This window comes from Mesorhizobium sp. GW821-FHT07A06 (assembly GCF_059419085.1).
On sequence record NZ_JBWKRC010000003.1, the window covers coordinates 37,897 to 55,556 of the forward strand.

Sequence of the window (17,660 nt, forward strand, 5' to 3'; positions counted from 1 at the left end):
CGAAGGGACGTCGCGCCGGCTGCTGACAAGGGCGGCGGCGCGGGATTGGCGGCGGTTTCCTGGGGTGAGCGTCCTTTTGTTGAGGGAAATTCACCGTTTGGTAACCCAGATTAAATCAAAATGAAGCGACGGCAGGACGCCAGGCGGCCCGCCTCCGCACCATTTGGAATACGGGAAAGACGATGCGCGGATTGACAGCACTAGTTTCGAGCCTGGTCCTGGCGGCCTCAGCAGCGCCGGCACTGGCGCAGCAGGCGACCAAGATCGGCCAGCACAATGCCTGGGGCACCTACAGCTATCAGGCGCAGGGCGGCAAGGTCTGCTACGTGCTGACCGTGCCGACCGACAAGCAGCCGCCGACGCTCGACCATGGCGATATGTTCTTCTTCGTCAGCCAGCGGCCCGGCCAGCAGGTATCCTATGAGCCGCAGTTCATTGCCGGCTACAATTTCCAGGAAGGTTCCAAGGCAACCGTCACCATCGACAAGAAGTCGTTCTCGATGTTCACCCGCGGCAAGTCGGCCTGGGTCGAGAACGCCGCCGAGGAACCCGTGCTGATCGCCGCCATGAAGACCGGTTCGGACATGAAGGTGACGGCGAAATCCGGCCGCGGCAATCCCACCTCCTATGTCTTCTCGCTGAAGGGCATTTCGGCGGCGCTGTCGTCGATCGCCAAGTGCAAATAGGCAAAGCCGCGTTTTGAAACGAAGGCCGGGCCGCAAAGCCCGGCCTTTCTTGCTTTTCAGCCGTGGCCCTGCGCTGGTTCCGCCTCCGCCCGCCGGCGTCGGATCGCCTCGGCGATGAAGACACGCGACAGCGCGTGATAGAGCGGCTCGTGCGAGATCATCCGCGCCGTGCCGTAGCCCAGCATAGAGGCCAGCATCAGCGCGATGACATTGTCGTGGTTGCCGGTCATCTCCAGGATGATGACGAAAGCCGTCATCGGCGCTTGCACCACGCCGGCGAAATAGCCGGCCATGCCGAGCAGCGCGGCGGCTCCCGCGCTGGCGCCGAACAAGAGGCCGAGCGAACTGCCGATCCCGGCGCCGACCGCCAGCGAGGGCGCGAAAATGCCGCCCGGAATGCCCGAAACCATCGACAGCAGCCCGGCGAGGAATTTTTCCACGAAGAAGAACGATGGCAGCGGCGTACCTTCCACCGCGCCGCGCGCCTGCGCGTAGCCGGTGCCGAAGGTCAGACCGCCCGACGCAATGCCGATCACCGCCACGCCGAGCCCGCAGAATGCGGCCACCAGCAGCGCGCGAGCCAAGGGCTGCTGCGTGTGCCAGCGCCGGATCCGGCGCGTGATCTTCAGCGCCAGCAGTGAAAACAGCGCGCCGAAGCCGCCTCCAATGATGCCGCAGGCAAGCACCAGCGGCCACTCGGCGGCAAACGAGATCGTGTCTCTGGAGATGCCGAAATAGGTGTAGTTGCCGAGCAGGCCGAGCGATGCGAGGCCGGCCAGGATTACCGCCGTCAGCACAAGCCCGTTGGTGCGCGCTTCATAGGTGCGACCCATTTCCTCGATGGCGAAAACGATGCCGGCCAATGGTGTATTGAAGGCGGCCGCGATGCCGGCGGCCGATCCGGCCAGGATCAGGCCCCGCGCCTGCGCCATTCCGCCCCAGCGCGCCGCCTGCAGCATCAGCGAGGCGCCGACCTGCACGGTCGGGCCTTCGCGACCGATGGAAGCGCCGCAGAACAGGCCGACGATGGTGAGCGCGATCTTGCCGGCCGCAAGCCGCAATGAGAGCAGGTGGTGGCGGTCGTCGTCGTCACGCAAATGGCGCGCGGCGATCGCCTGCGGAATGCCGCTGCCTTGCGAGCCCGGAAAGAAAGCCTGGGCCAGCCAGGCGCACAGCACGAAGCCAAGCGGCGTGACCATGAGCGGCAGATAGAAGCGCCAGCCGCCGCCATCGCCGGTCATGACATGGAACAGCACCTGCGCCTTGTCGGCCAGCACCGCGAACAGCACGCTGATGACGCCGATCGAGACCGCGCCGGCCCAGAACACCAGGCGCGGCTGCCATACGCGCCGCGAGCCCCACATCGCGCGCGAGCGTCGCAGCATGGGATATTTTCGCGATGTGCCGGCCATGTCTGTCCTCGCAATGGAGGCCCAGCCCTAGCATACACATCACGTCGATCAAGGCTGTCGGATCACGTCGCTGTCACGCGCTTATTTGAAACAGGGCCTCGGCCAAACGTCCGCGGATCGCGGCTGTTTGCATGCGCGGAAGTTTTGAAGGCTGGTTCTGGACGCGGCCCCAGGTTCGGCGCTGGCGCCTGCATTCCGAGCGCGGGATGCTCCCGCCAGCTCCTGCCGGCGGGAGGGGTTCCTGCGGGTTCAGGTCTCACATAGCCATTTTTTCACATTCGGCCTGGGCCTTCTTGGTCGACGTATCGATCATGTAGGCTTTGCCCTTGGCATCGGTGATCATCATCATGCAGTGCTTGATCGGCTTGGCCATCTTCATCATCTCGGCACCCATTTTTGCATCTGGCATCATGGTGCCCATATGCCCGTCCGGCATGATCGCCGTCACCTCCCCGCCTTTCATCATGGTCATCTTGCCCATTGCGTCTTCGGCAAAAGCTTGCGGGGTGGAAAGGCCGACGAGGGCGGCAATGACGGCGAGCTTGATCGAGTTCATTCAGCATACTCCCATTTTGCAAGGGCATGGTCGCCCTATTCAGCCTTCGAAGGCGGCAGGGGAATCGTTACGTCAACACGACTATGTGATCGGCACTCGCGTGCCGGGAAGATTGGGCGCAAGGCTGCAAGTCGGCCGTAGCGGGTTATCGTGATGCGACAAACTGGTTCATCCGATGAACTCTCCGTGCAGACGCAGAGACTGTCTGTCGATCAGGACATCGCGATCGAAACGCTGCCGCCCGCTCGGCTTGTGGTCGCCACCGCATGACTCTGCCCTCAACCTGTGCTATGCGCCGCGCTTCAGTTCCCGGCACGATGGATGAAATCGGCCGCAAACCGCTTATATCAGTGCGACCATGACCCTTTCCTTCGACCTCACCACCGAGGGTGCCCGTGACGCGTTGCGCTCCCGTGCCGCGCCCGATAAGCCATCGCTGATCGGCCTGACGCGCGCAGAGCTTGGCGAGGCGCTCGTTGCGTCCGGCATCGTGCCCGAGCGCCAGGCAAGGATGCGCGCCCAGCAGCTCTGGCACTGGATGTATGTGCGCGGGGTTTCCGACTTTGCCGGCATGTTCAACATCTCCAAGGATCTGCGCGCCGAGCTCGACAAGCATTTCACCGTCGCGCGGCCCGAAATTGTCGAGGAGCAGGTTTCTTCCGACGGCACCCGCAAATGGCTGTTCCGCTTCCCGCCGCGCGGTGCCGGCCGCCCGGTCGAGATCGAGACCGTCTATATTCCCGAGGAAGGCCGCGGCACGCTCTGCATCTCCTCGCAGGTCGGCTGCACGCTGACCTGCTCCTTCTGCCACACCGGCACCCAGAAGCTGGTGCGCAATCTGACGGCGGAAGAGATTCTCGCCCAGTTGCTCACCGCGCGCGACCGGCTGGGCGATTTCCCCGACCGCGACACGCCGGACGGCGCCATCGTGCCGGCCGAGGGCCGCAAGGTGTCCAATATCGTCATGATGGGCATGGGCGAGCCGCTCTATAATTTCGAGGCGGTGAAGAAGGCGCTGCTGATCGCCTCCGACGGCGACGGGCTTTCCTTGTCCAAGCGGCGAATCACGCTGTCCACCTCCGGCGTCGTGCCCGAGATTTTCCGCACCGGCGAGGAGATCGGCGTCATGCTGGCGATCTCGCTGCATGCCACCAATGACGATCTGCGCGACCTGCTGGTGCCGATCAACAAGAAGTATCCGCTGAAGGAACTGATCGCCGCCTGCCGCGCCTATCCCGGCCTGTCGAACGCCAAGCGCATCACCTTCGAATATGTGATGCTGAAGGACGTCAACGATTCCATCGAGGACGCCAAGGGCCTGATCAAGCTGCTCAAGGGCATTCCGGCCAAGATCAATCTGATCCCGTTCAACCCATGGCCGGGCACCAACTACCAGTGCTCGGACTGGGAGACGATCGAGAAATTCGCCGACTACATCAACAATGCCGGCTATGCCTCGCCGATCCGCACCCCGCGCGGCCGCGACATCCTCGCCGCCTGCGGTCAGCTCAAGTCGGAATCGGAGCGCATGCGCAAGGTCGACCGGCTGGCGCTGGAAGCCATGATGATCGCGGGGCACGGCGAAGCGTGAGCTTTTCTTGGCGACTGGCGGCTGTCGCCATTTCCTATGCATTAGCCTCGCTCGTCATGCCCCTTGTGTTTCTTTTGTACGAAGACGCTTCCATCTTCTGGCGCGGCGGCCGGCTTTTCTTCGATCTGAAAGACCAGCTGGTGGCCTTGGTCGCTGGCACGATAATAGCCGCCATTTATGGCGCGCTCCCCGCGGTACCGCTGATTGTGGTATCGGAACTGACCGAGCGCCGGGGGTGGACGTTTTCGATCCTCGGCGGCGCCCTCGTGGGGACCGTTATGTTCGCGATCATGCAGATCTATCCGATGGCGCGGACACGGCCCGCGCTCGATTTGCTGATTGCCCTGATCGTTGCGGGGAGCCTGGGCGGCGCCGTCTACCGACTGGTCATGGGACTGCTTCCGGGCGACACGCGCATCAGGACAGCCCGATGAACCGTCCCCTCGCCGGGCTCAAGCGCTTCGTCACCATAGCAGTCGGTTATGTCGCCGCTGTGCTGACATCAATCCTGGTCCCCGTGCTGCTGATCACCCTTCTGGAAGGGATCGAATACGGCAACTGGTCCCTGGTCTTTACATTCGACTGGCTGGGTTCGTTCCCGCTCGCCGTGTTGACCGTGGCAGTCTGCGCGCTGCTGATCGTCGGCCCTGCGATCTTGCTTGCCGAACGGCTGTCGCTGCGAGGATGGTTCTATTTCGCGGTCACGGGTGCGATCACCTCCATCGCATTTGGCGTTCTTGTTCCCGGCTCTGCTGGAGGCTTTGTTTTCAATCCGGGCTTTCTCGGGTTCCTGGCCACCGCCGGCACCGCCGCCGGGTCGGTCTACTGGCTTCTGGCGGGGCGCAAGTCTGGCCGTCCCATGCAGCGAGATGCGGGATGAACCGTCTGGTCGCCTATATCGTGCGCCTTGCCACCATCCTGTTCGGCTATGCCGTCGCGTCGCTGGCGGCGAGCGCCTTCCTCAACATCCTGTTCCTGGCCTCGCTTGGCTATGCGCCGCAGCATGCGCAGCCGGCCGCAACCGCCTCGCTGTATTTTTCGATTCCCTTCGTCGCCCTGTTCGTCGCCTATTTCGCCTTCATGCCGGCGGCGATCGTCATCCTGGTTGCCGAAATTCTCGGCCGGCGCGACTGGCTGTATTATGCGCTGGCCGGTGCGGTGGTGGCGGGCGCCTTCCTTGGCCTGGTCGATCACGCCCAGGAGTCCATCTTCGCCGTGACCGACACCAGCGCCATCATGGCCGTCATCGGCGGCGGCATGGTCGGCGGCATCTTCTACTGGCTCAGCGCCGGGCGCTGGGCCGGAAGCTGGTGGAAGGACGCCCCTATTTCGCCTGGGCGGTCAGGATCCTGAGCGCGAAGGCCGAGAACACGCCGGAGAAGAGATAGTCGACCACCCGCGTGACGCGCGGGCTGGCCTTCATCGCCGCCGAAAATTTTTCCGCCGCCAGCACCATCGGCACTGTCACCGGGATCGACAGCACGATGAACATGGCGCCGAGGAAGAACAGCTTTCCCGGCGCGTTTGGATCATGCGCGGAGACGAATTGCGGCAGGAAGGTCATGAAGAACAGGATGATCTTGGGGTTGAGCAGATTGACGCCGAGCCCCGCCGCCCAGCTGCGAAACAGCGAGATCCGCGGTCCCGTCTTCTTTTCCGGCGAAAAGGCCGAGCCCTTGGCGATCGCCTGCCAGGCCAGGAAGACGAGATAACCGGCGCCGAAGATCTTCAGCACGAAGAAGGCCATCGGCGAGGCGACGATCAGCGCCGAGACGCCGACCACCACCAGCGTGGTGTGGATCAGCGTGCCGCACAGCGCACCGGCCATCGAGGCAAAGCCGGTGACGCGCCCCTGGCTCAGCGTGCGCGAGACGAACAGGGTCATGTCGGGGCCGGGCGTTATCGCCAGGATCACGGTGGCGATGGCGAACTGGATCAGCGTAGTGGTGTCGGGAATGAAGGACATGCAAGGCCCAAAGAGCAATTCCAGGAAAAGTATGAAACATTCTCCCTTGGGAATTGCGTCAAACAGAGGAAACGCAACGCCTATACAGGATATGCCACCCCGGCACCAGACATGGCGGCGATCCCCTGCTTATCGCGGATTGATCCAGCCACGGCAAAACGTGCGGCCTCTGACACGCCCCGGATCCCATCGATGCAGACAACGAAGTGCCCCCGAGGCCAGCCGGAAGTCAGATTGAGGAAAGGGCCTTGTCGCGCCAGGCGCATACTTCGTCAAGCCTGGCCTTGCCGCCCCGCGGCCCGTGGATGGTGACCGAGCGGGAGGCCGCCGCGACTGCAAAATCGAGTGCCTCGGCGAAGACCTGTCCGCGCGACAGGCACCAGGTCAAGGTTCCGCCGAACGTGTCGCCGGCACCGGTCACGTCGACCACCTCGACCGGATAGAAGCGCGTGCTAAGGATCGCCCCGCCATTGCTCGCCTCGGCTCCCTCGCCTGCCATGGTGCGAACCACCCATGAGATCTCCGCGGCCCGCATCCAGTCGCCAATGAGCGACAGATCGTCATGCCCAAAGGTTGTGCGAAAGCCGACCTGGTTGAAGATGACAGCTTCGGCCCCGAGCAGATAGGGCAGGTCCTCCCCGGTACAGCCGCCGACATCCAGATCGAAAATCGTGCGGCGACCGTGTTCACGCAGGTCAGCCAGCAGCCTTGCCTGTGCAAGCACCTCGCCGGCGACCCGACAATGCAGCCTGCGAGCACGGTAGAGCGTTGTGTAGAGAAAGCCCGGGGCGCGCAGGGCGGCCAAGGTCGCCGCTGGCAGCCACATCGGTTGCTGGCCCATCTCGACAGTCAGCACGATGTGTTCGCCATCAACCAGGAAGATCAGGTTGCGCGATTCCGGAATGGCCGGATCGGTCAGCATATGCGCCACGCCGACATCATTGGCGCGCAGATCGGCGATCAGGCGCCGCGACAGCGGACTGTCGTTCAACAGCGATATGAACTCTGTCGCCCCGCCAAGGGCCGCATGGACGACGGCAGCGTTGGCGATCGAACCGCCGGTTTCGGCCGGCATCTCGGTGACCATCCCCTTGTCGGCACGGCCCGGCCAGCGGTCGGCGGTGTAGTATTCGTCGAGCGCCACGTCGCCGATGAAGAATGCCGTCATGCACGCGTTACCTGGTTCGCGTCGGCACAGACCAGAAGCGCCCCGCCTTCGACCGGAACCCAGGGGCTGGCGCCAAGCCCGCAGATCGCCATCCAGAAATAGGGTGTCGGGCGCGTCAGGCCCCGGCAGGCATCGTGCCAGACGCCTCGGTCCATCACCACTGCCTGTCCGGGTGAAATCACGAATGCCTCGATCTCGTCACGGTGGGGCGCCGGCATGGCGGAAGCTGGAGCGACGGCCAGGACCACCGGCGCATCGGCGCAGAAGATAGCCTCTTCCGTGCCCGGGTGGCGTTCCATCTCAGTGCAACGCCAGGGAGCGGCCCCGCCACGGGTCAAGCCAAGATGGCCGCTGCCGCCGATCAGCGGCTTCTGGGTGAAGCCGTCCTGCCAGCCATTGCCAAGCGTCCAGACGACCTTGGGGTCGCTGCCGCCCGACAGGTCATAGACGGTGCCGAAGCGCGCGAAAGCCTCGGCGGTCGCGGGGCACGCGACGACATGGTCCTGCCTGTTCATGCCGCGGCTCGCAGGGAACGCACGGCCCGCATGAAGCGTACGACATGGTCGGCTTCCATCGCGCCGGTATCCCGGTGATCGCGTTTCAGCCAGCTTCCGACGATTGCACCGTCGGCGACCGCCAGTTGCTCGGCGGCATTGGCCTCCGTCATGCCGGCGCCGATCAAGAGCGGCACACTTCCGCCGGTCGCGGCACGAAATCTCGCCACCTTGCCGAGCTCCGTCGGCTCGCCAGTAGCGTTTGATGTCACGACCAGCGCGTCACAGCGGGCAGCGCCGATCTGGACATCCTCGGCTTCCGACCGGCCGGATAGGACAGGCTTGTATTTGAAGCGCACCCCACCGAGCAGCAGCACCGGAGCGGCCGCTCTCCGCGCCGCCAGTTCCGCGGCGAAGGGCGCATCGGCTTCGGGCGGCAGATGGCCCGCGACCGAATCGATCTGAATGAAATCGACGGGATAGCGTCCAGCCAGCGCAAAGGCCGACGCGTCGTCGCGCAGCACGTTGACGCCGATCTTGCCGCCCAGGCCCAGTCCGCAGATACGGTCAAGCGCGCGCTCGACGTCGTCCGCGTCGCCGAAATAGTTTTCGACCACCAGCCCATCCACGCCTTCGCCGGTCAGGATACGCGCCTCTTCCTCGGCCTGCGCAAGCTTGGCCTGACGCCCTTCGCCGGCGAGATGCAGCATCGCCAATATCGGCTTGGGGGTGGTGAAGGTTTTGCCGAAGCGGCTCATGTCTGGTCTCCTGCGCTCCGCTCCGAGGGGAGTTGCGCCATGTTGCGTCCCCAGCGCGTTGCGAATTTCATCTGGACGGCGGGCGAATAGACGATCGACGTGCGTTCGACCAACTGGTCGTTGCCGTCCAGGACGTCGCCGCTGGCGCAGAGATAGCCCGGCACTTCCGCTGCCGTTGCGAAGACCTCCTTCAGCCGCTCCGAGGGTGGCACGACCGTGAGCAGAAGCTCCGAGCGCATTGGATGCCTGCCGTAGTCGCGACGCAGTACCTCATAAAGCGACTGCGCCGCGAAATCGTAGCTTTCGATGCCGGGATAGAGTTCAAGACTCAGCCACGACATATCCACGTTAAGCCAGGTCACGGCCTCGCCATTGGCGAGGCCGCGCGCACGCACCAGATGCAATTCGCCGTCCTTGACCTGATGTTCCAGCGTGCGGGTGACCGGACGTTGGCCTTGCCGGCGGGCCAGTTCCGTGAAGCTGCCGAAGTTCCAGATGCTGTGGCTGACCGGCCGGTGGGAGACGATCGTTCCACGACCCCGGATCTGCCGCACCAACCCCTCCGACACCAGCAGCGTCATTGCGTTGCGGACCGTGGTTCGCGCTATGCCGAACTGATCGCGCAGCTGGTTTTCCGATGGAATGGCTTCACCCTCGGCAATATCCCCGCTCAGAATTGCGGCCCGCAACATTCGGTACAGCTGACGGTAGAGCTGTTCCCCCGAATATGTGTCGAGCCGCAGCCGTGACAGGTCGACCTCAGGGCGGCCTGTCTGGAGGGAAGGATCGGTGGCGGACGGATCGTGCGGATCAGGTCGCGGCATGGTTCCTCTACTTCTTTGCACCGTTTATCGTGAAGTCCTCGACGCCAGCCTCTTTCAGGCCATAGCGATCCAGAATCTCGGCATAGGTACCATCTGTCTTCATCGTATTGAGTGCCGCCTGGACAGCGTCGCGCAATTGCTTGTTGGGCTTGGCAAGCGCGATGCCATAGTGGTTGATCTCGCCAACCGCGCCGATCTGGTAGAACTTGCCAGGCTCCTGCTTCATCAGATCGAGCAATCCCTCCAGTCCGATGATCGAGGCCTGTGCACGGCCCTGGCGGATCTGCATGATGTGTTCGGCCTGCGTTGGTATCTGGATGACGTTCATCTGCTTGTCGGCCGCGCAGGTCGTCTTGCTCAGGTCCTCGGCCCATGTGACCCAGCTGGTGCCGGTCGCGACCGCGATGGTCTTGCCGCAGAGATCCGACTCGGCCTTGATCGTGTCCTTCAGTTCGGCGGCGGAATAGAAGACATTGCCGGTCTTGAAGTAATCGATGAAATCCAGCTGCGTCTGGCGTTCGACCTTGTCGGAGAATGCCGTCATGATGATGTCCGATCGGCCTGTGACGACCTGCGGGATGAGCTGCGGGAACTCGACATTCTGGAACTCGATCTTCAGGCCGAGCCGATCGGCGATTGACTTTGCCAGATCGATATCGAAGCCCTTGAGATCGGTCGAGCCGGCATCATTGTATTCCATCGGCGGGTAGGCAAGGCTGATAGTGACGTTGAGTTTGCCGGCGCTGCGCACGGCATCCGGCAGCTTGGCGGCCGCGGCTTCATCGGTTGCGGCGCGGGCAGGGCTGCACACAGCCAAGCCCAGAAGCGCCACCGAGGCAAGGCGCTGAACCAGCGAAAACGTCCGTGTCATTTTTAGTTCTCCCATTGTGAAGATTTGCGCGCCCTGTCTCAGGACAGCACGCGGCTGAGGAATGTTCTGACGCGCGGATCACCGGGGTTGCTCAGAACCTGTTCGGGTTTTCCCATTTCCCGAATCTCGCCGTCGATCATCACCAGAACGCGGTCGGCGACCTCGCGGGCAAAGCCGATTTCGTGTGTGACGACGATCATGGTGGTGCCGCCCTTGGCGAGGCCGCGCATCACCTCCAGCACCTCGCCCACGAGTTCGGGGTCGAGCGCGCTGGTCGGTTCGTCGAAGAGCATCACGCGGGGCTCCATCGCAAGCGCGCGCGCAATGGCGACGCGCTGCTTCTGTCCGCCCGAAAGCTGCGAGGGGTAGCTCGATGCCCGGTTGGCCATGCCGACCTGATGCAGGAGCTCCATGGCGCGTTTCTCTGCCTCGGCACGGCGCAGGCCCCGTACAATCATGGGCCCTTCGATGACATTGCCCAGCACCGTGCGGTGGGCGAACAGGTTGAAGTGCTGGAACACCATGCCCAGCTGGCGCTGCTGGGCGCGCAGGCGGCGAACCGGCAACTCGTGCAGCACTTCGCCGTGCAGTTCGTACCCCACGATCGAGCCGTCTATCCAGACATAGCCCGCGTTCGGAACCTCGAGATGGTTGATGCAGCGCAGAAACGTGCTTTTGCCACTGCCGGAGGGACCGAGGATGCAGACCACCTCGCCATAGGTGACGTCCAGGTCGAGCCCCTTCAGCACTTCATGTGTACCGAACCGCTTGCGGATGCCGACTGCCTTGATCGCGAGGCTCATGCTTCACCCGAAGCAATCGCTGGCCGCGACCGCGTTTTGAACCATTGCCTGCGGCTTCCGGTGCTGACGGCACTTTGGCCAAAATGCCGTTCCAGATAGAATTGACCGATCGACAGCAGCGTGGTTCCGGCCAGATACCAGATCGAGCAGACGAAAAGCAGTTCGATGACCGCGCCATTGATGAAGTAGATCCGCTGCGCGGCGTTCAGCATTTCGCCCATCGCAATGGTCGCGGCGAGCGAAGAGAACTTGAGCATGCCGACGGCGCTGTTGCCCAACACCGGCAGGATCAACCGCAAGGTCTGCGGCAGGACGATGCGTCGCATCGTCTGGCCAGGGGTCATACCCAGCGTGTTGGCCGCCTCGATCTGGCCGCGATCGACGGACCCGATACCCCCGCGCACGACCTCCGTCAGGTAGGAACCTTCATTGACGCCAAGCCCCAATACGGCGGCGACAAAGGGGGTCACCACGTCAACCATCCGCTCGTCGACAAGGCCTGGAATGTAAAGCCGCGGAAAGACCAGCCCGATGTTGAACCAGATCAACAGTTGCAGGAGCACCGGCGTGCCGCGGAAGATCCACACATAGAGCCAGGCGGCAAATCTCAGTGTCGGGTTGGCCGCCGTGCGCATGATGCCAAATCCCAATCCAAGGACGATGCCCAGGGCCAACGCGCAGGCCGAGATCAGCAGCGTCCAGCCAAACCCGACGAGGATGACGCGGGCGGTGAGAAACTGTCCGACCACATCCCAGCGGATCTGCCCCATCGCGAAAGCGCGGATCAGCAATGCCAGTACCAAAAGCCCGATTGCACCGCTGATCCAGCGGCCAGGATGGGCCAACCGGCGTCTCGGAGCATCGGGACCTGGCAGGTCGGAGACTTGCAGCCATAGGGTGGGTTTTGACGTGCTCATTGCTCAAATGTATGGTTAGGTCTACAACTTTGTAGATGTGGCTTTGCCGACTGTCAAGCGGCTATGGAGGCGCAAGCAGCATGCCGCGGGGACATCACTCGGGCTTTGGGAGGCCGCGGTTCAGGGCTGGAGATCTAAGGCACGTGCCGCATGAACCCGTTCGAACGCGACGTGCCGCTGGAGCAATTCCGGGAAAGCGTGAAACGGCTTTCCGTCCGGCACGGCGTCAAACCAGGGAGTTGGAGGTCATCCAATCCGGCCCAAGGCGCGGGTCATCCGAAACGGATGGAATTGCGGCGCCAGGATGCTTCCGAAAGGGAGACTCGCCAGAAAGGCACTGGCTGGGAGATAGGGCGAACGGCGACCGAGATTCTGACCGATGCAGCCTATCGATCATTCCCCGTCAAACCTGCGGTCCAACCCTATGCCCGCTTGGCCAGACGCATCCTGCCGGGCTCCCGGTCGGCGCGCGGAACGTTCGAGGTGTCGAGGCCCGCTCCGGTGGGCAGTATCTGATCGATCGGCTTGGGGCGGCCGAGGAAATAGCCTTGCGCCTCGTTGCAGCCTTCGACCTGCAGGATGGTGAGCTGGATATGGGTCTCGACGCCTTCGGCGAGCACGGGAATATCGAGGCTGCGCCCCAGTGTCAGCACGGCGCGGATGATCGCCTTGGCCTGCGGGCTGCGCTCGACATCGGCCATGAAGGAGCGGTCGAGCTTGATCTTGTCGAACGGAAACGAGCGCAGCGTGTCGAGCGACGAATAGCCGGTGCCGAAATCGTCGATCGCGATCGTCACGCCCAGCGCCTTTATCTGCCGCAGCACGTGCAGCGTGCGCACCTTGTCGGCGACGATTGTCGATTCGGTCAGCTCGAGCTCGAGACGCTTCGGCGACAGGCCGGTCTCGATCAGGATCTGATGGACGAGCTTGGCGAGATCGGCATGGGCGAACTGCACCGGCGACAGATTGACCGCGATCTTGTGGCCATTGTCCCAGGAGGCCGCCTGGCGGCATGCGGTGCGCAGCACCCACTCGCCGATCGGCAGAATGGAGCCATTCTCCTCGGCGATCGGAATGAATTCGGCGGGCGGGACCATGCCGTGCACGGGATGTGTCCAGCGCAGCAACGCCTCGTAGCCGCAGGTGGCGCCGGTCGCAACCGAGGTCTGCACCTGGTAGTGCAGCGAGAGTTCGCCGCGCTCGACCGCCAGGCGAAGGTCGGTGGCCAGCGCCCGGCGCGCCCGCGCCGTCTCGTCCATGGCCGATTCGTAGAAGCAGACGGCCCGCGTCACGTCGTTCTTGGCCCGGTACATCGCCAGATCCGCATTGCTGACCAGCCTCTCCCGGTCGGCGCCGTCACGCGGATAGACGGCGACGCCGATGCTGGCGCCGGTGACGGTCTCGAAATCGTCGATCCGCAGGGGCTGGAACAATGATTTTTCCAGCCGCGACACCAGGCCAAGCAACTCGTTCTGGTCCTTGAAGCGCTTGATGGCGGCAAACTCGTCGCCGCCGAGTCGGGCGACGAACTCGCCATCGCCGGTCAGCTTCGCCAGCCTGCGGGCAATGATCTTAAGCGCCTGGTCGCCGGCAGCGTGTCCCCTGAGGTCGTTGATCTCCTTGAAGCGGTCGAGATCGATGACGATGACGGCGGTCATCGTCTCCTCATCCTCGCGCGCCCGCTCGATCTCATGGTCGAGGCGATCGTTGAAGGAGACCCTGTTGGCAAGGCCGGTGAGGGAGTCGTTCAGCGCAAGATGCTGCAGCCGCTCGAAGCTCTCGAGCCGGCCGCGTTCGTCGATCAGATAGCTGGCGAAGCCGGTGGCCGCGACGATCATGCCGACCACGGCGACCGCGACGGCCATCGCTTCGAGAATATCGGGATTGGTGCCCGTGGTGATGAAGGAGAGCGGCGTCACCGCCACCGCCGCCATCGCCGTGAAATGCAGGCCGACGATTGCCAGCACCAAAAGGCCGATTCCGAGATAGTGCGACCGGCGATATGGCCGGCGCACCGCCTGGCCGATCGCCACTGCGGAGAATACCGCCGAAATGACAAGTGAGGCGATGACATAGGAGCCGTTCCATTCGACGATGCCGGCCACGTGATAGGCCATCATGCCGGTATAGTGCATGGCCGAGATCGCCAGCCCGACAAGGCATCCGCCCCATTCCGGCGCCAGGCCGCGGCTCTTGTCCAGGGCAAGGCCGAAACCCGCCCCGGTTCCAACCATGGCGATGACCAGGGACATCATGGTGAGCGCCGGATCGAAGGTGATCGGCGCGCCGGGCCGATAGGCCAGCATGGCGATGAAATGCGTGCACCAGATCGAGGAACCGGCCGCGACCGCGGTCAGGAACAGCCATCCCCGCATCTGCACGCCGACGGTTTTCCTGGCGCGGTCCAGGAGACCGATCGTCACCCAGCACCCGGTGACGCACATCAGCGCCGCCAGCAGGACGAGCCACAGATTATGCTCCGTGGCGATGCATGATATAACGCGCATCAGGAATGGTCCAAGCCCGAGGACACCCGTATTGAGCGGCCGGTTTAGCGGCAGGACATGAAAACTTGCTTAAATCCTCGGCATAAATGCAGCCCACGATTGTAGCAGGTTGTTTCCCCGGGGCCTGATCCCGAAGAGTTGGCGCCTGTCGCGCGCTGGATCAGCAGTCTGACGCCGCGCGCGCTTGCTCGCTTTGCCGTTCCTGCTAAAAGGCGCTCCGACAATTCGTGACGCCCTTGCCCAAGCGTCCGCCATCGACGGAGCAGAAATGTCCAAGACCAAAGACGTCAAGAAAGTCGTGCTCGCCTATTCCGGCGGTCTCGACACATCCATCATCCTGAAATGGCTGCAGACCGAACTCGGCGCCGAGGTCGTCACCTTCACCGCCGACCTTGGCCAGGGCGGCGAGCTGGAGCCGGCGCGCCAGAAAGCCGAGATGATGGGCATCAAGGACATCCGCATCGTCGATGTGCGCGAGGAATTCGTCTCCGACTTCGTCTTCCCGATGTTTCGCGCCAACACCGTCTATGAGGGCACCTATCTGCTCGGCACGTCGATCGCGCGCCCGCTGATCTCCAAGCATCTCGTCGAGATCGCCAAGGAGACCGGCGCCGATGCGATCGCGCATGGCGCCACCGGCAAGGGCAACGACCAGGTGCGCTTCGAGCTGTCGGCCTATGCGCTGAACCCCGACATCAAGGTCATCGCACCGTGGCGCGACTGGTCGTTCAAGTCGCGCACCGACCTGATCAATTTCGCCGAGCAGCACCAGATCCCGGTTGCCAAGGACAAACGGGGCGAGGCGCCGTTCTCGGTCGACGCCAACCTTCTGCATTCCTCCTCCGAGGGCAAGGTTCTCGAAGATCCGTGGAGCGAGCCGCCGGAATTCGTCCACCAGCGCACAGTTTCGCCGATGGACGCGCCCGACAAGGTCACCGAGATCGAGATCGAATTCCTGAAGGGCGATCCGATCGCGCTCAACGGCAAGAAGCTGTCGCCGGCGACCATGCTGGCGGCGCTGAACGATCTTGGCCGCGACAATGGCATCGGCCGGCTCGACCTGGTCGAGAACCGCTTCGTCGGCATGAAATCGCGCGGCGTCTACGAGACACCGGGCGGCGCCATCCTGATCGTGGCTCACCGCGCCATTGAATCGATCACGCTCGACCGGGGTGCGGCGCACCTCAAGGACGAGTTCATGCCGCGCTACGCCGAACTCATCTACAATGGCTTCTGGTTCTCGCCCGAGCGCGTGATGCTGCAGGCGATGATCGACAAAAGCCAGGAGGACGTGGAAGGCACGGTGCGCCTCAAGCTCTACAAGGGCAATGTCATCGTCACCGGCCGCAAGTCGAAAAAGACGCTCTATTCCGATGCGCTGGTCACCTTCGAGGACGACCGCGGCGCCTACGACCAGAAGGACGCCGCCGGCTTCATCCGCCTCAATGCGCTGAGGCTGCGCACGCTGGCCGCGCGCAACCGCAACAAATAGGCATGCGCCGTCTCGGCCTGGTGCCGCTGGTTCTTCTGGCGGCACCGGCGGCGGCCGGGGATTTCGATCCCGCCTCTCTCGACCTCGCCGCGCTCATCGAATGCAGGGCCGACGTGCCGACCTATAACGGTTTTGCCCTTTGGCTGACCGGCGACCCCGGGACCGTTGAGAAGCTGGGCTGGAAAGAGGTTGCATCAGGCAATCCATTCCTCAGCCAGTATGAATTGCCCGCTCCGGTCCATGTCTTCGGGCGTGAGACGGCGACAATCGTCTTCACCGCGACAGGGCCGATGGCCGTGCTTGACGGCATTGCCGCGCCCGACCTCGCCCGGCGGCTCGATGTCCCGGCGACGGTCTCGACGCCGGACAAGTTCCTCGGCGAGAAAGTCTTGGCCGAAAGCACCGAGGAGAGTGGCGGCGTGAACCTTTCCACGCGCGTCACGCTCAATGTGTCGACTGTCGATACCCATCCCGGCCAGACGCTGGCCGGCTGCTCCTATGTGATTGATGTCGGCGATTAGCAGGCAGCATCGGTCCCTTCAACGGGCCGAGCAAGGAGCGTGGCAACGCAGCGCGGACCCGGAGGATGACGGCATTGGAGAGGCTTCGGCCGAATTCCCGTTGCTGTTCAGCGCAACAAAAAGCCCGGCGCATGGCCGGGCTCTTGCTCGAAACAGAGGCTTCTATCAGTCGGCATCGATCGCGTCGGCGATGCGGGCGATGGCCTGCTGATAGACGTTTGCCGAATTCCAGCCGGCAATCGCGCCCATATTGGCGCTTGCGCTCGCGCCGGCCCGCCAGCCATGACCCTTGAGGTAGTTGGCGGTGGAAGCCAGCGCGGTGGCCTTGTCGCGCAGGTTTCCGTTGCCGACCGCATATTTCAGGACATTTCCGGGCAGGAACTGCGTGTGGCCGACCTCGCCATGCATGGCGCCGACCGATGAGGAGGTCAACGCGCCGCGATCGACCAGCTTCAGGGCCGCGATGGCATGTGGGTGGAAGTAGTCCGGGCGGCGGCAATCATAGGCAAGCGTCAAAATGGCGGAGATCGTATTCTGGTTGCCCATGGAAGCGCCGAAGCCGGTCTCCATGCCCCAGATGGCGAGCAGCACGCCTGGCGATACGCCATAATTCCGTTCGATCTGGTTGAACAGCGCCGCGTTCGACTTCTTCAGCGACCGGCCCTTGGAAATGATGGCCGCCCCGCCACGGCGCTTCATGAAGTCGTCCACCGAGCCGCTGAAAGCCTTGTGGATGGCGCGGTCTGCGGCGATCGTCCTTGTTGCGTAGGTCGCGCCGGCCAGGGCGGCCAGGCCCTTGGAGCCCACACCTTCGGCCTTGGCATCCGCGGCGAAATCCTGCTTCCAGGCATCGAAGCCGGCGCCGGTCTTGCCGCAACTCCCCGCCGCCTGCGCGCCCGTCGCCAGCCCCAGCACCGCCACCAGTGCGGCCGCTAAAATCCTACCCTTGGCAAGTATTGCCATGTCATTCTCCTGGTTGCCTGATTCACGTCCCGGCGGGAATTTGCCAGCGAAACGCGCCTTTGTCACCGTCCTGTGGCGCGATGCTGGCGAATGCCGGGGAATTTGCTTACGATCAAGTGATTATTGTGGCG

Annotated in this window: 19 protein-coding genes; 7 read left to right on the plus strand and 12 right to left on the minus strand. The window is 63.5% G+C overall.

Translation table 11 applies throughout. From position 1 onward, the window contains the following. The first annotated feature begins 182 nt into the window (after positions 1-182). Positions 183-686, plus strand: coding sequence for an invasion associated locus B family protein (locus AC07SZ_RS10600; protein ID WP_065005469.1), 504 nt, complete (start codon positions 183-185; stop codon positions 684-686). Positions 687-742: 56 nt separating this feature from the next. On the opposite strand, the gene AC07SZ_RS10605 is transcribed toward AC07SZ_RS10600, so the two are convergent. Both AC07SZ_RS10605 and AC07SZ_RS10610 read right to left on the minus strand, forming a co-directional pair. After that, positions 743-2,098 carry a chloride channel protein gene (locus tag AC07SZ_RS10605; RefSeq protein WP_056574512.1) on the minus strand — a complete coding sequence of 452 codons (1,356 nt, stop codon included), beginning with the start codon at positions 2,096-2,098 and terminating at the stop codon, positions 743-745. A 256-nt stretch (positions 2,099-2,354) separates the two neighbouring features. Next, complete coding sequence (locus AC07SZ_RS10610; protein WP_056574509.1) at positions 2,355-2,654, minus strand: hypothetical protein; 300 nt, start codon at positions 2,652-2,654, stop codon at positions 2,355-2,357. Between the two features lie 358 nt (positions 2,655-3,012). Between AC07SZ_RS10610 and rlmN the strand changes: the two genes are divergently transcribed. Genes rlmN through AC07SZ_RS10630 form a run of 4 tightly spaced genes read left to right on the plus strand, consistent with a single transcriptional unit; the run spans position 3,013 to position 5,598 of the window. Further along, positions 3,013-4,245: a dual-specificity RNA methyltransferase RlmN gene (rlmN, locus tag AC07SZ_RS10615; RefSeq protein WP_494914200.1), complete on the plus strand. Its 1,233-nt coding sequence runs from the start codon at positions 3,013-3,015 to the stop codon at positions 4,243-4,245. Next, positions 4,242-4,679, plus strand: a complete 438-nt coding sequence (locus AC07SZ_RS10620; RefSeq protein ID WP_155772497.1) for a hypothetical protein — start codon at positions 4,242-4,244, stop codon at positions 4,677-4,679. The genes rlmN and AC07SZ_RS10620 overlap by 4 nt, the downstream gene beginning before the upstream one ends. Continuing rightward, on the plus strand, positions 4,676-5,125 hold the full coding sequence (locus tag AC07SZ_RS10625) for a hypothetical protein (protein WP_056574500.1): 450 nt from the start codon (positions 4,676-4,678) through the stop codon (positions 5,123-5,125). The genes AC07SZ_RS10620 and AC07SZ_RS10625 overlap by 4 nt, the downstream gene beginning before the upstream one ends. Continuing rightward, the gene (locus AC07SZ_RS10630) at positions 5,122-5,598 is read left to right on the plus strand and encodes a hypothetical protein (protein ID WP_056574497.1); all 477 of its coding nucleotides are present in this window, start codon (positions 5,122-5,124) and stop codon (positions 5,596-5,598) included. Before AC07SZ_RS10625 ends, AC07SZ_RS10630 begins: the two co-directional genes overlap by 4 nt. Here the strand turns inward: AC07SZ_RS10630 and AC07SZ_RS10635 are convergent. From AC07SZ_RS10635 to AC07SZ_RS10675, 9 genes are all read right to left on the minus strand, one after another. Then, positions 5,570-6,211 carry a LysE family translocator gene (locus AC07SZ_RS10635; protein WP_056574492.1) on the minus strand — a complete coding sequence of 214 codons (642 nt, stop codon included), beginning with the start codon at positions 6,209-6,211 and terminating at the stop codon, positions 5,570-5,572. The genes AC07SZ_RS10630 and AC07SZ_RS10635 overlap by 29 nt on opposite strands. Before the next feature lie 229 nt (positions 6,212-6,440). Further along, complete coding sequence (locus AC07SZ_RS10640) at positions 6,441-7,379, minus strand: carbohydrate kinase family protein (protein ID WP_056574488.1); 939 nt, start codon at positions 7,377-7,379, stop codon at positions 6,441-6,443. Next, on the minus strand, positions 7,376-7,894 hold the full coding sequence (locus AC07SZ_RS10645; protein ID WP_056574485.1) for an ureidoglycolate lyase: 519 nt from the start codon (positions 7,892-7,894) through the stop codon (positions 7,376-7,378). The genes AC07SZ_RS10640 and AC07SZ_RS10645 overlap by 4 nt, the downstream gene beginning before the upstream one ends. Then, positions 7,891-8,631, minus strand: coding sequence for a BtpA/SgcQ family protein (locus tag AC07SZ_RS10650; protein WP_172371706.1), 741 nt, complete (start codon positions 8,629-8,631; stop codon positions 7,891-7,893). The genes AC07SZ_RS10645 and AC07SZ_RS10650 overlap by 4 nt, the downstream gene beginning before the upstream one ends. Continuing rightward, the gene (locus AC07SZ_RS10655; protein WP_494914204.1) at positions 8,628-9,455 is read right to left on the minus strand and encodes a GntR family transcriptional regulator; all 828 of its coding nucleotides are present in this window, start codon (positions 9,453-9,455) and stop codon (positions 8,628-8,630) included. The genes AC07SZ_RS10650 and AC07SZ_RS10655 overlap by 4 nt, the downstream gene beginning before the upstream one ends. A gap of 7 nt (positions 9,456-9,462) precedes the next feature. After that, positions 9,463-10,326, minus strand: coding sequence for an ABC transporter substrate-binding protein (locus AC07SZ_RS10660; protein ID WP_494914205.1), 864 nt, complete (start codon positions 10,324-10,326; stop codon positions 9,463-9,465). Positions 10,327-10,364: 38 nt separating this feature from the next. Further along, positions 10,365-11,129: an amino acid ABC transporter ATP-binding protein gene (locus tag AC07SZ_RS10665; RefSeq protein ID WP_494914206.1), complete on the minus strand. Its 765-nt coding sequence runs from the start codon at positions 11,127-11,129 to the stop codon at positions 10,365-10,367. Continuing rightward, positions 11,126-11,974: an amino acid ABC transporter permease gene (locus tag AC07SZ_RS10670; RefSeq protein WP_494914208.1), complete on the minus strand. Its 849-nt coding sequence runs from the start codon at positions 11,972-11,974 to the stop codon at positions 11,126-11,128. The genes AC07SZ_RS10665 and AC07SZ_RS10670 overlap by 4 nt, the downstream gene beginning before the upstream one ends. 494 nt (positions 11,975-12,468) lie before the next feature. Further along, positions 12,469-14,553 carry a putative bifunctional diguanylate cyclase/phosphodiesterase gene (locus AC07SZ_RS10675; protein WP_494914209.1) on the minus strand — a complete coding sequence of 695 codons (2,085 nt, stop codon included), beginning with the start codon at positions 14,551-14,553 and terminating at the stop codon, positions 12,469-12,471. Positions 14,554-14,821: 268 nt separating this feature from the next. Here AC07SZ_RS10675 and AC07SZ_RS10680 point away from each other — a divergent pair, with 268 nt between their 5' ends. Both AC07SZ_RS10680 and AC07SZ_RS10685 read left to right on the plus strand, forming a co-directional pair. Continuing rightward, a complete protein-coding gene (locus AC07SZ_RS10680; protein ID WP_056574468.1) occupies positions 14,822-16,045 on the plus strand; it encodes an argininosuccinate synthase in 1,224 nt (407 codons plus the stop codon). Between the two features lie 2 nt (positions 16,046-16,047). Beyond that, positions 16,048-16,566, plus strand: a complete 519-nt coding sequence (locus AC07SZ_RS10685; protein ID WP_172371697.1) for a hypothetical protein — start codon at positions 16,048-16,050, stop codon at positions 16,564-16,566. A 165-nt stretch (positions 16,567-16,731) separates the two neighbouring features. Here AC07SZ_RS10685 and AC07SZ_RS10690 read toward each other — a convergent pair whose 3' ends face one another. Further along, positions 16,732-17,529 (minus strand): lytic murein transglycosylase, encoded by a 798-nt coding sequence (locus tag AC07SZ_RS10690; RefSeq protein WP_056576392.1) that lies wholly within the window; start codon positions 17,527-17,529, stop codon positions 16,732-16,734. Between the last annotated feature and the right edge of the window lie 131 nt (positions 17,530-17,660).

What these genes read in the sequence shown, in the direction of transcription:
- AC07SZ_RS10650 (WP_172371706.1), bottom strand. Translation starts at nt 8,631, where the DNA reads ATGAGCCGCTTCGGCAAAACCTTCACCACCCCCAAGCCGATATTGGCG.
- AC07SZ_RS10665 (WP_494914206.1), bottom strand. Translation starts at nt 11,129, where the DNA reads ATGAGCCTCGCGATCAAGGCAGTCGGCATCCGCAAGCGGTTCGGTACA.
- AC07SZ_RS10625 (WP_056574500.1), top strand. Translation starts at nt 4,676, where the DNA reads ATGAACCGTCCCCTCGCCGGGCTCAAGCGCTTCGTCACCATAGCAGTC.
- AC07SZ_RS10605 (WP_056574512.1), bottom strand. Translation starts at nt 2,098, where the DNA reads ATGGCCGGCACATCGCGAAAATATCCCATGCTGCGACGCTCGCGCGCG.
- AC07SZ_RS10630 (WP_056574497.1), top strand. Translation starts at nt 5,122, where the DNA reads ATGAACCGTCTGGTCGCCTATATCGTGCGCCTTGCCACCATCCTGTTC.
- AC07SZ_RS10690 (WP_056576392.1), bottom strand. Translation starts at nt 17,529, where the DNA reads ATGGCAATACTTGCCAAGGGTAGGATTTTAGCGGCCGCACTGGTGGCG.
- AC07SZ_RS10680 (WP_056574468.1), top strand. Translation starts at nt 14,822, where the DNA reads ATGTCCAAGACCAAAGACGTCAAGAAAGTCGTGCTCGCCTATTCCGGC.
- AC07SZ_RS10675 (WP_494914209.1), bottom strand. Translation starts at nt 14,553, where the DNA reads ATGCGCGTTATATCATGCATCGCCACGGAGCATAATCTGTGGCTCGTC.
- AC07SZ_RS10600 (WP_065005469.1), top strand. Translation starts at nt 183, where the DNA reads ATGCGCGGATTGACAGCACTAGTTTCGAGCCTGGTCCTGGCGGCCTCA.
- AC07SZ_RS10685 (WP_172371697.1), top strand. Translation starts at nt 16,048, where the DNA reads ATGCGCCGTCTCGGCCTGGTGCCGCTGGTTCTTCTGGCGGCACCGGCG.
- rlmN (WP_494914200.1), top strand. Translation starts at nt 3,013, where the DNA reads ATGACCCTTTCCTTCGACCTCACCACCGAGGGTGCCCGTGACGCGTTG.
- AC07SZ_RS10645 (WP_056574485.1), bottom strand. Translation starts at nt 7,894, where the DNA reads ATGAACAGGCAGGACCATGTCGTCGCGTGCCCCGCGACCGCCGAGGCT.
- AC07SZ_RS10610 (WP_056574509.1), bottom strand. Translation starts at nt 2,654, where the DNA reads ATGAACTCGATCAAGCTCGCCGTCATTGCCGCCCTCGTCGGCCTTTCC.
- AC07SZ_RS10640 (WP_056574488.1), bottom strand. Translation starts at nt 7,379, where the DNA reads ATGACGGCATTCTTCATCGGCGACGTGGCGCTCGACGAATACTACACC.
- AC07SZ_RS10660 (WP_494914205.1), bottom strand. Translation starts at nt 10,326, where the DNA reads ATGACACGGACGTTTTCGCTGGTTCAGCGCCTTGCCTCGGTGGCGCTT.
- AC07SZ_RS10635 (WP_056574492.1), bottom strand. Translation starts at nt 6,211, where the DNA reads ATGTCCTTCATTCCCGACACCACTACGCTGATCCAGTTCGCCATCGCC.
- AC07SZ_RS10655 (WP_494914204.1), bottom strand. Translation starts at nt 9,455, where the DNA reads ATGCCGCGACCTGATCCGCACGATCCGTCCGCCACCGATCCTTCCCTC.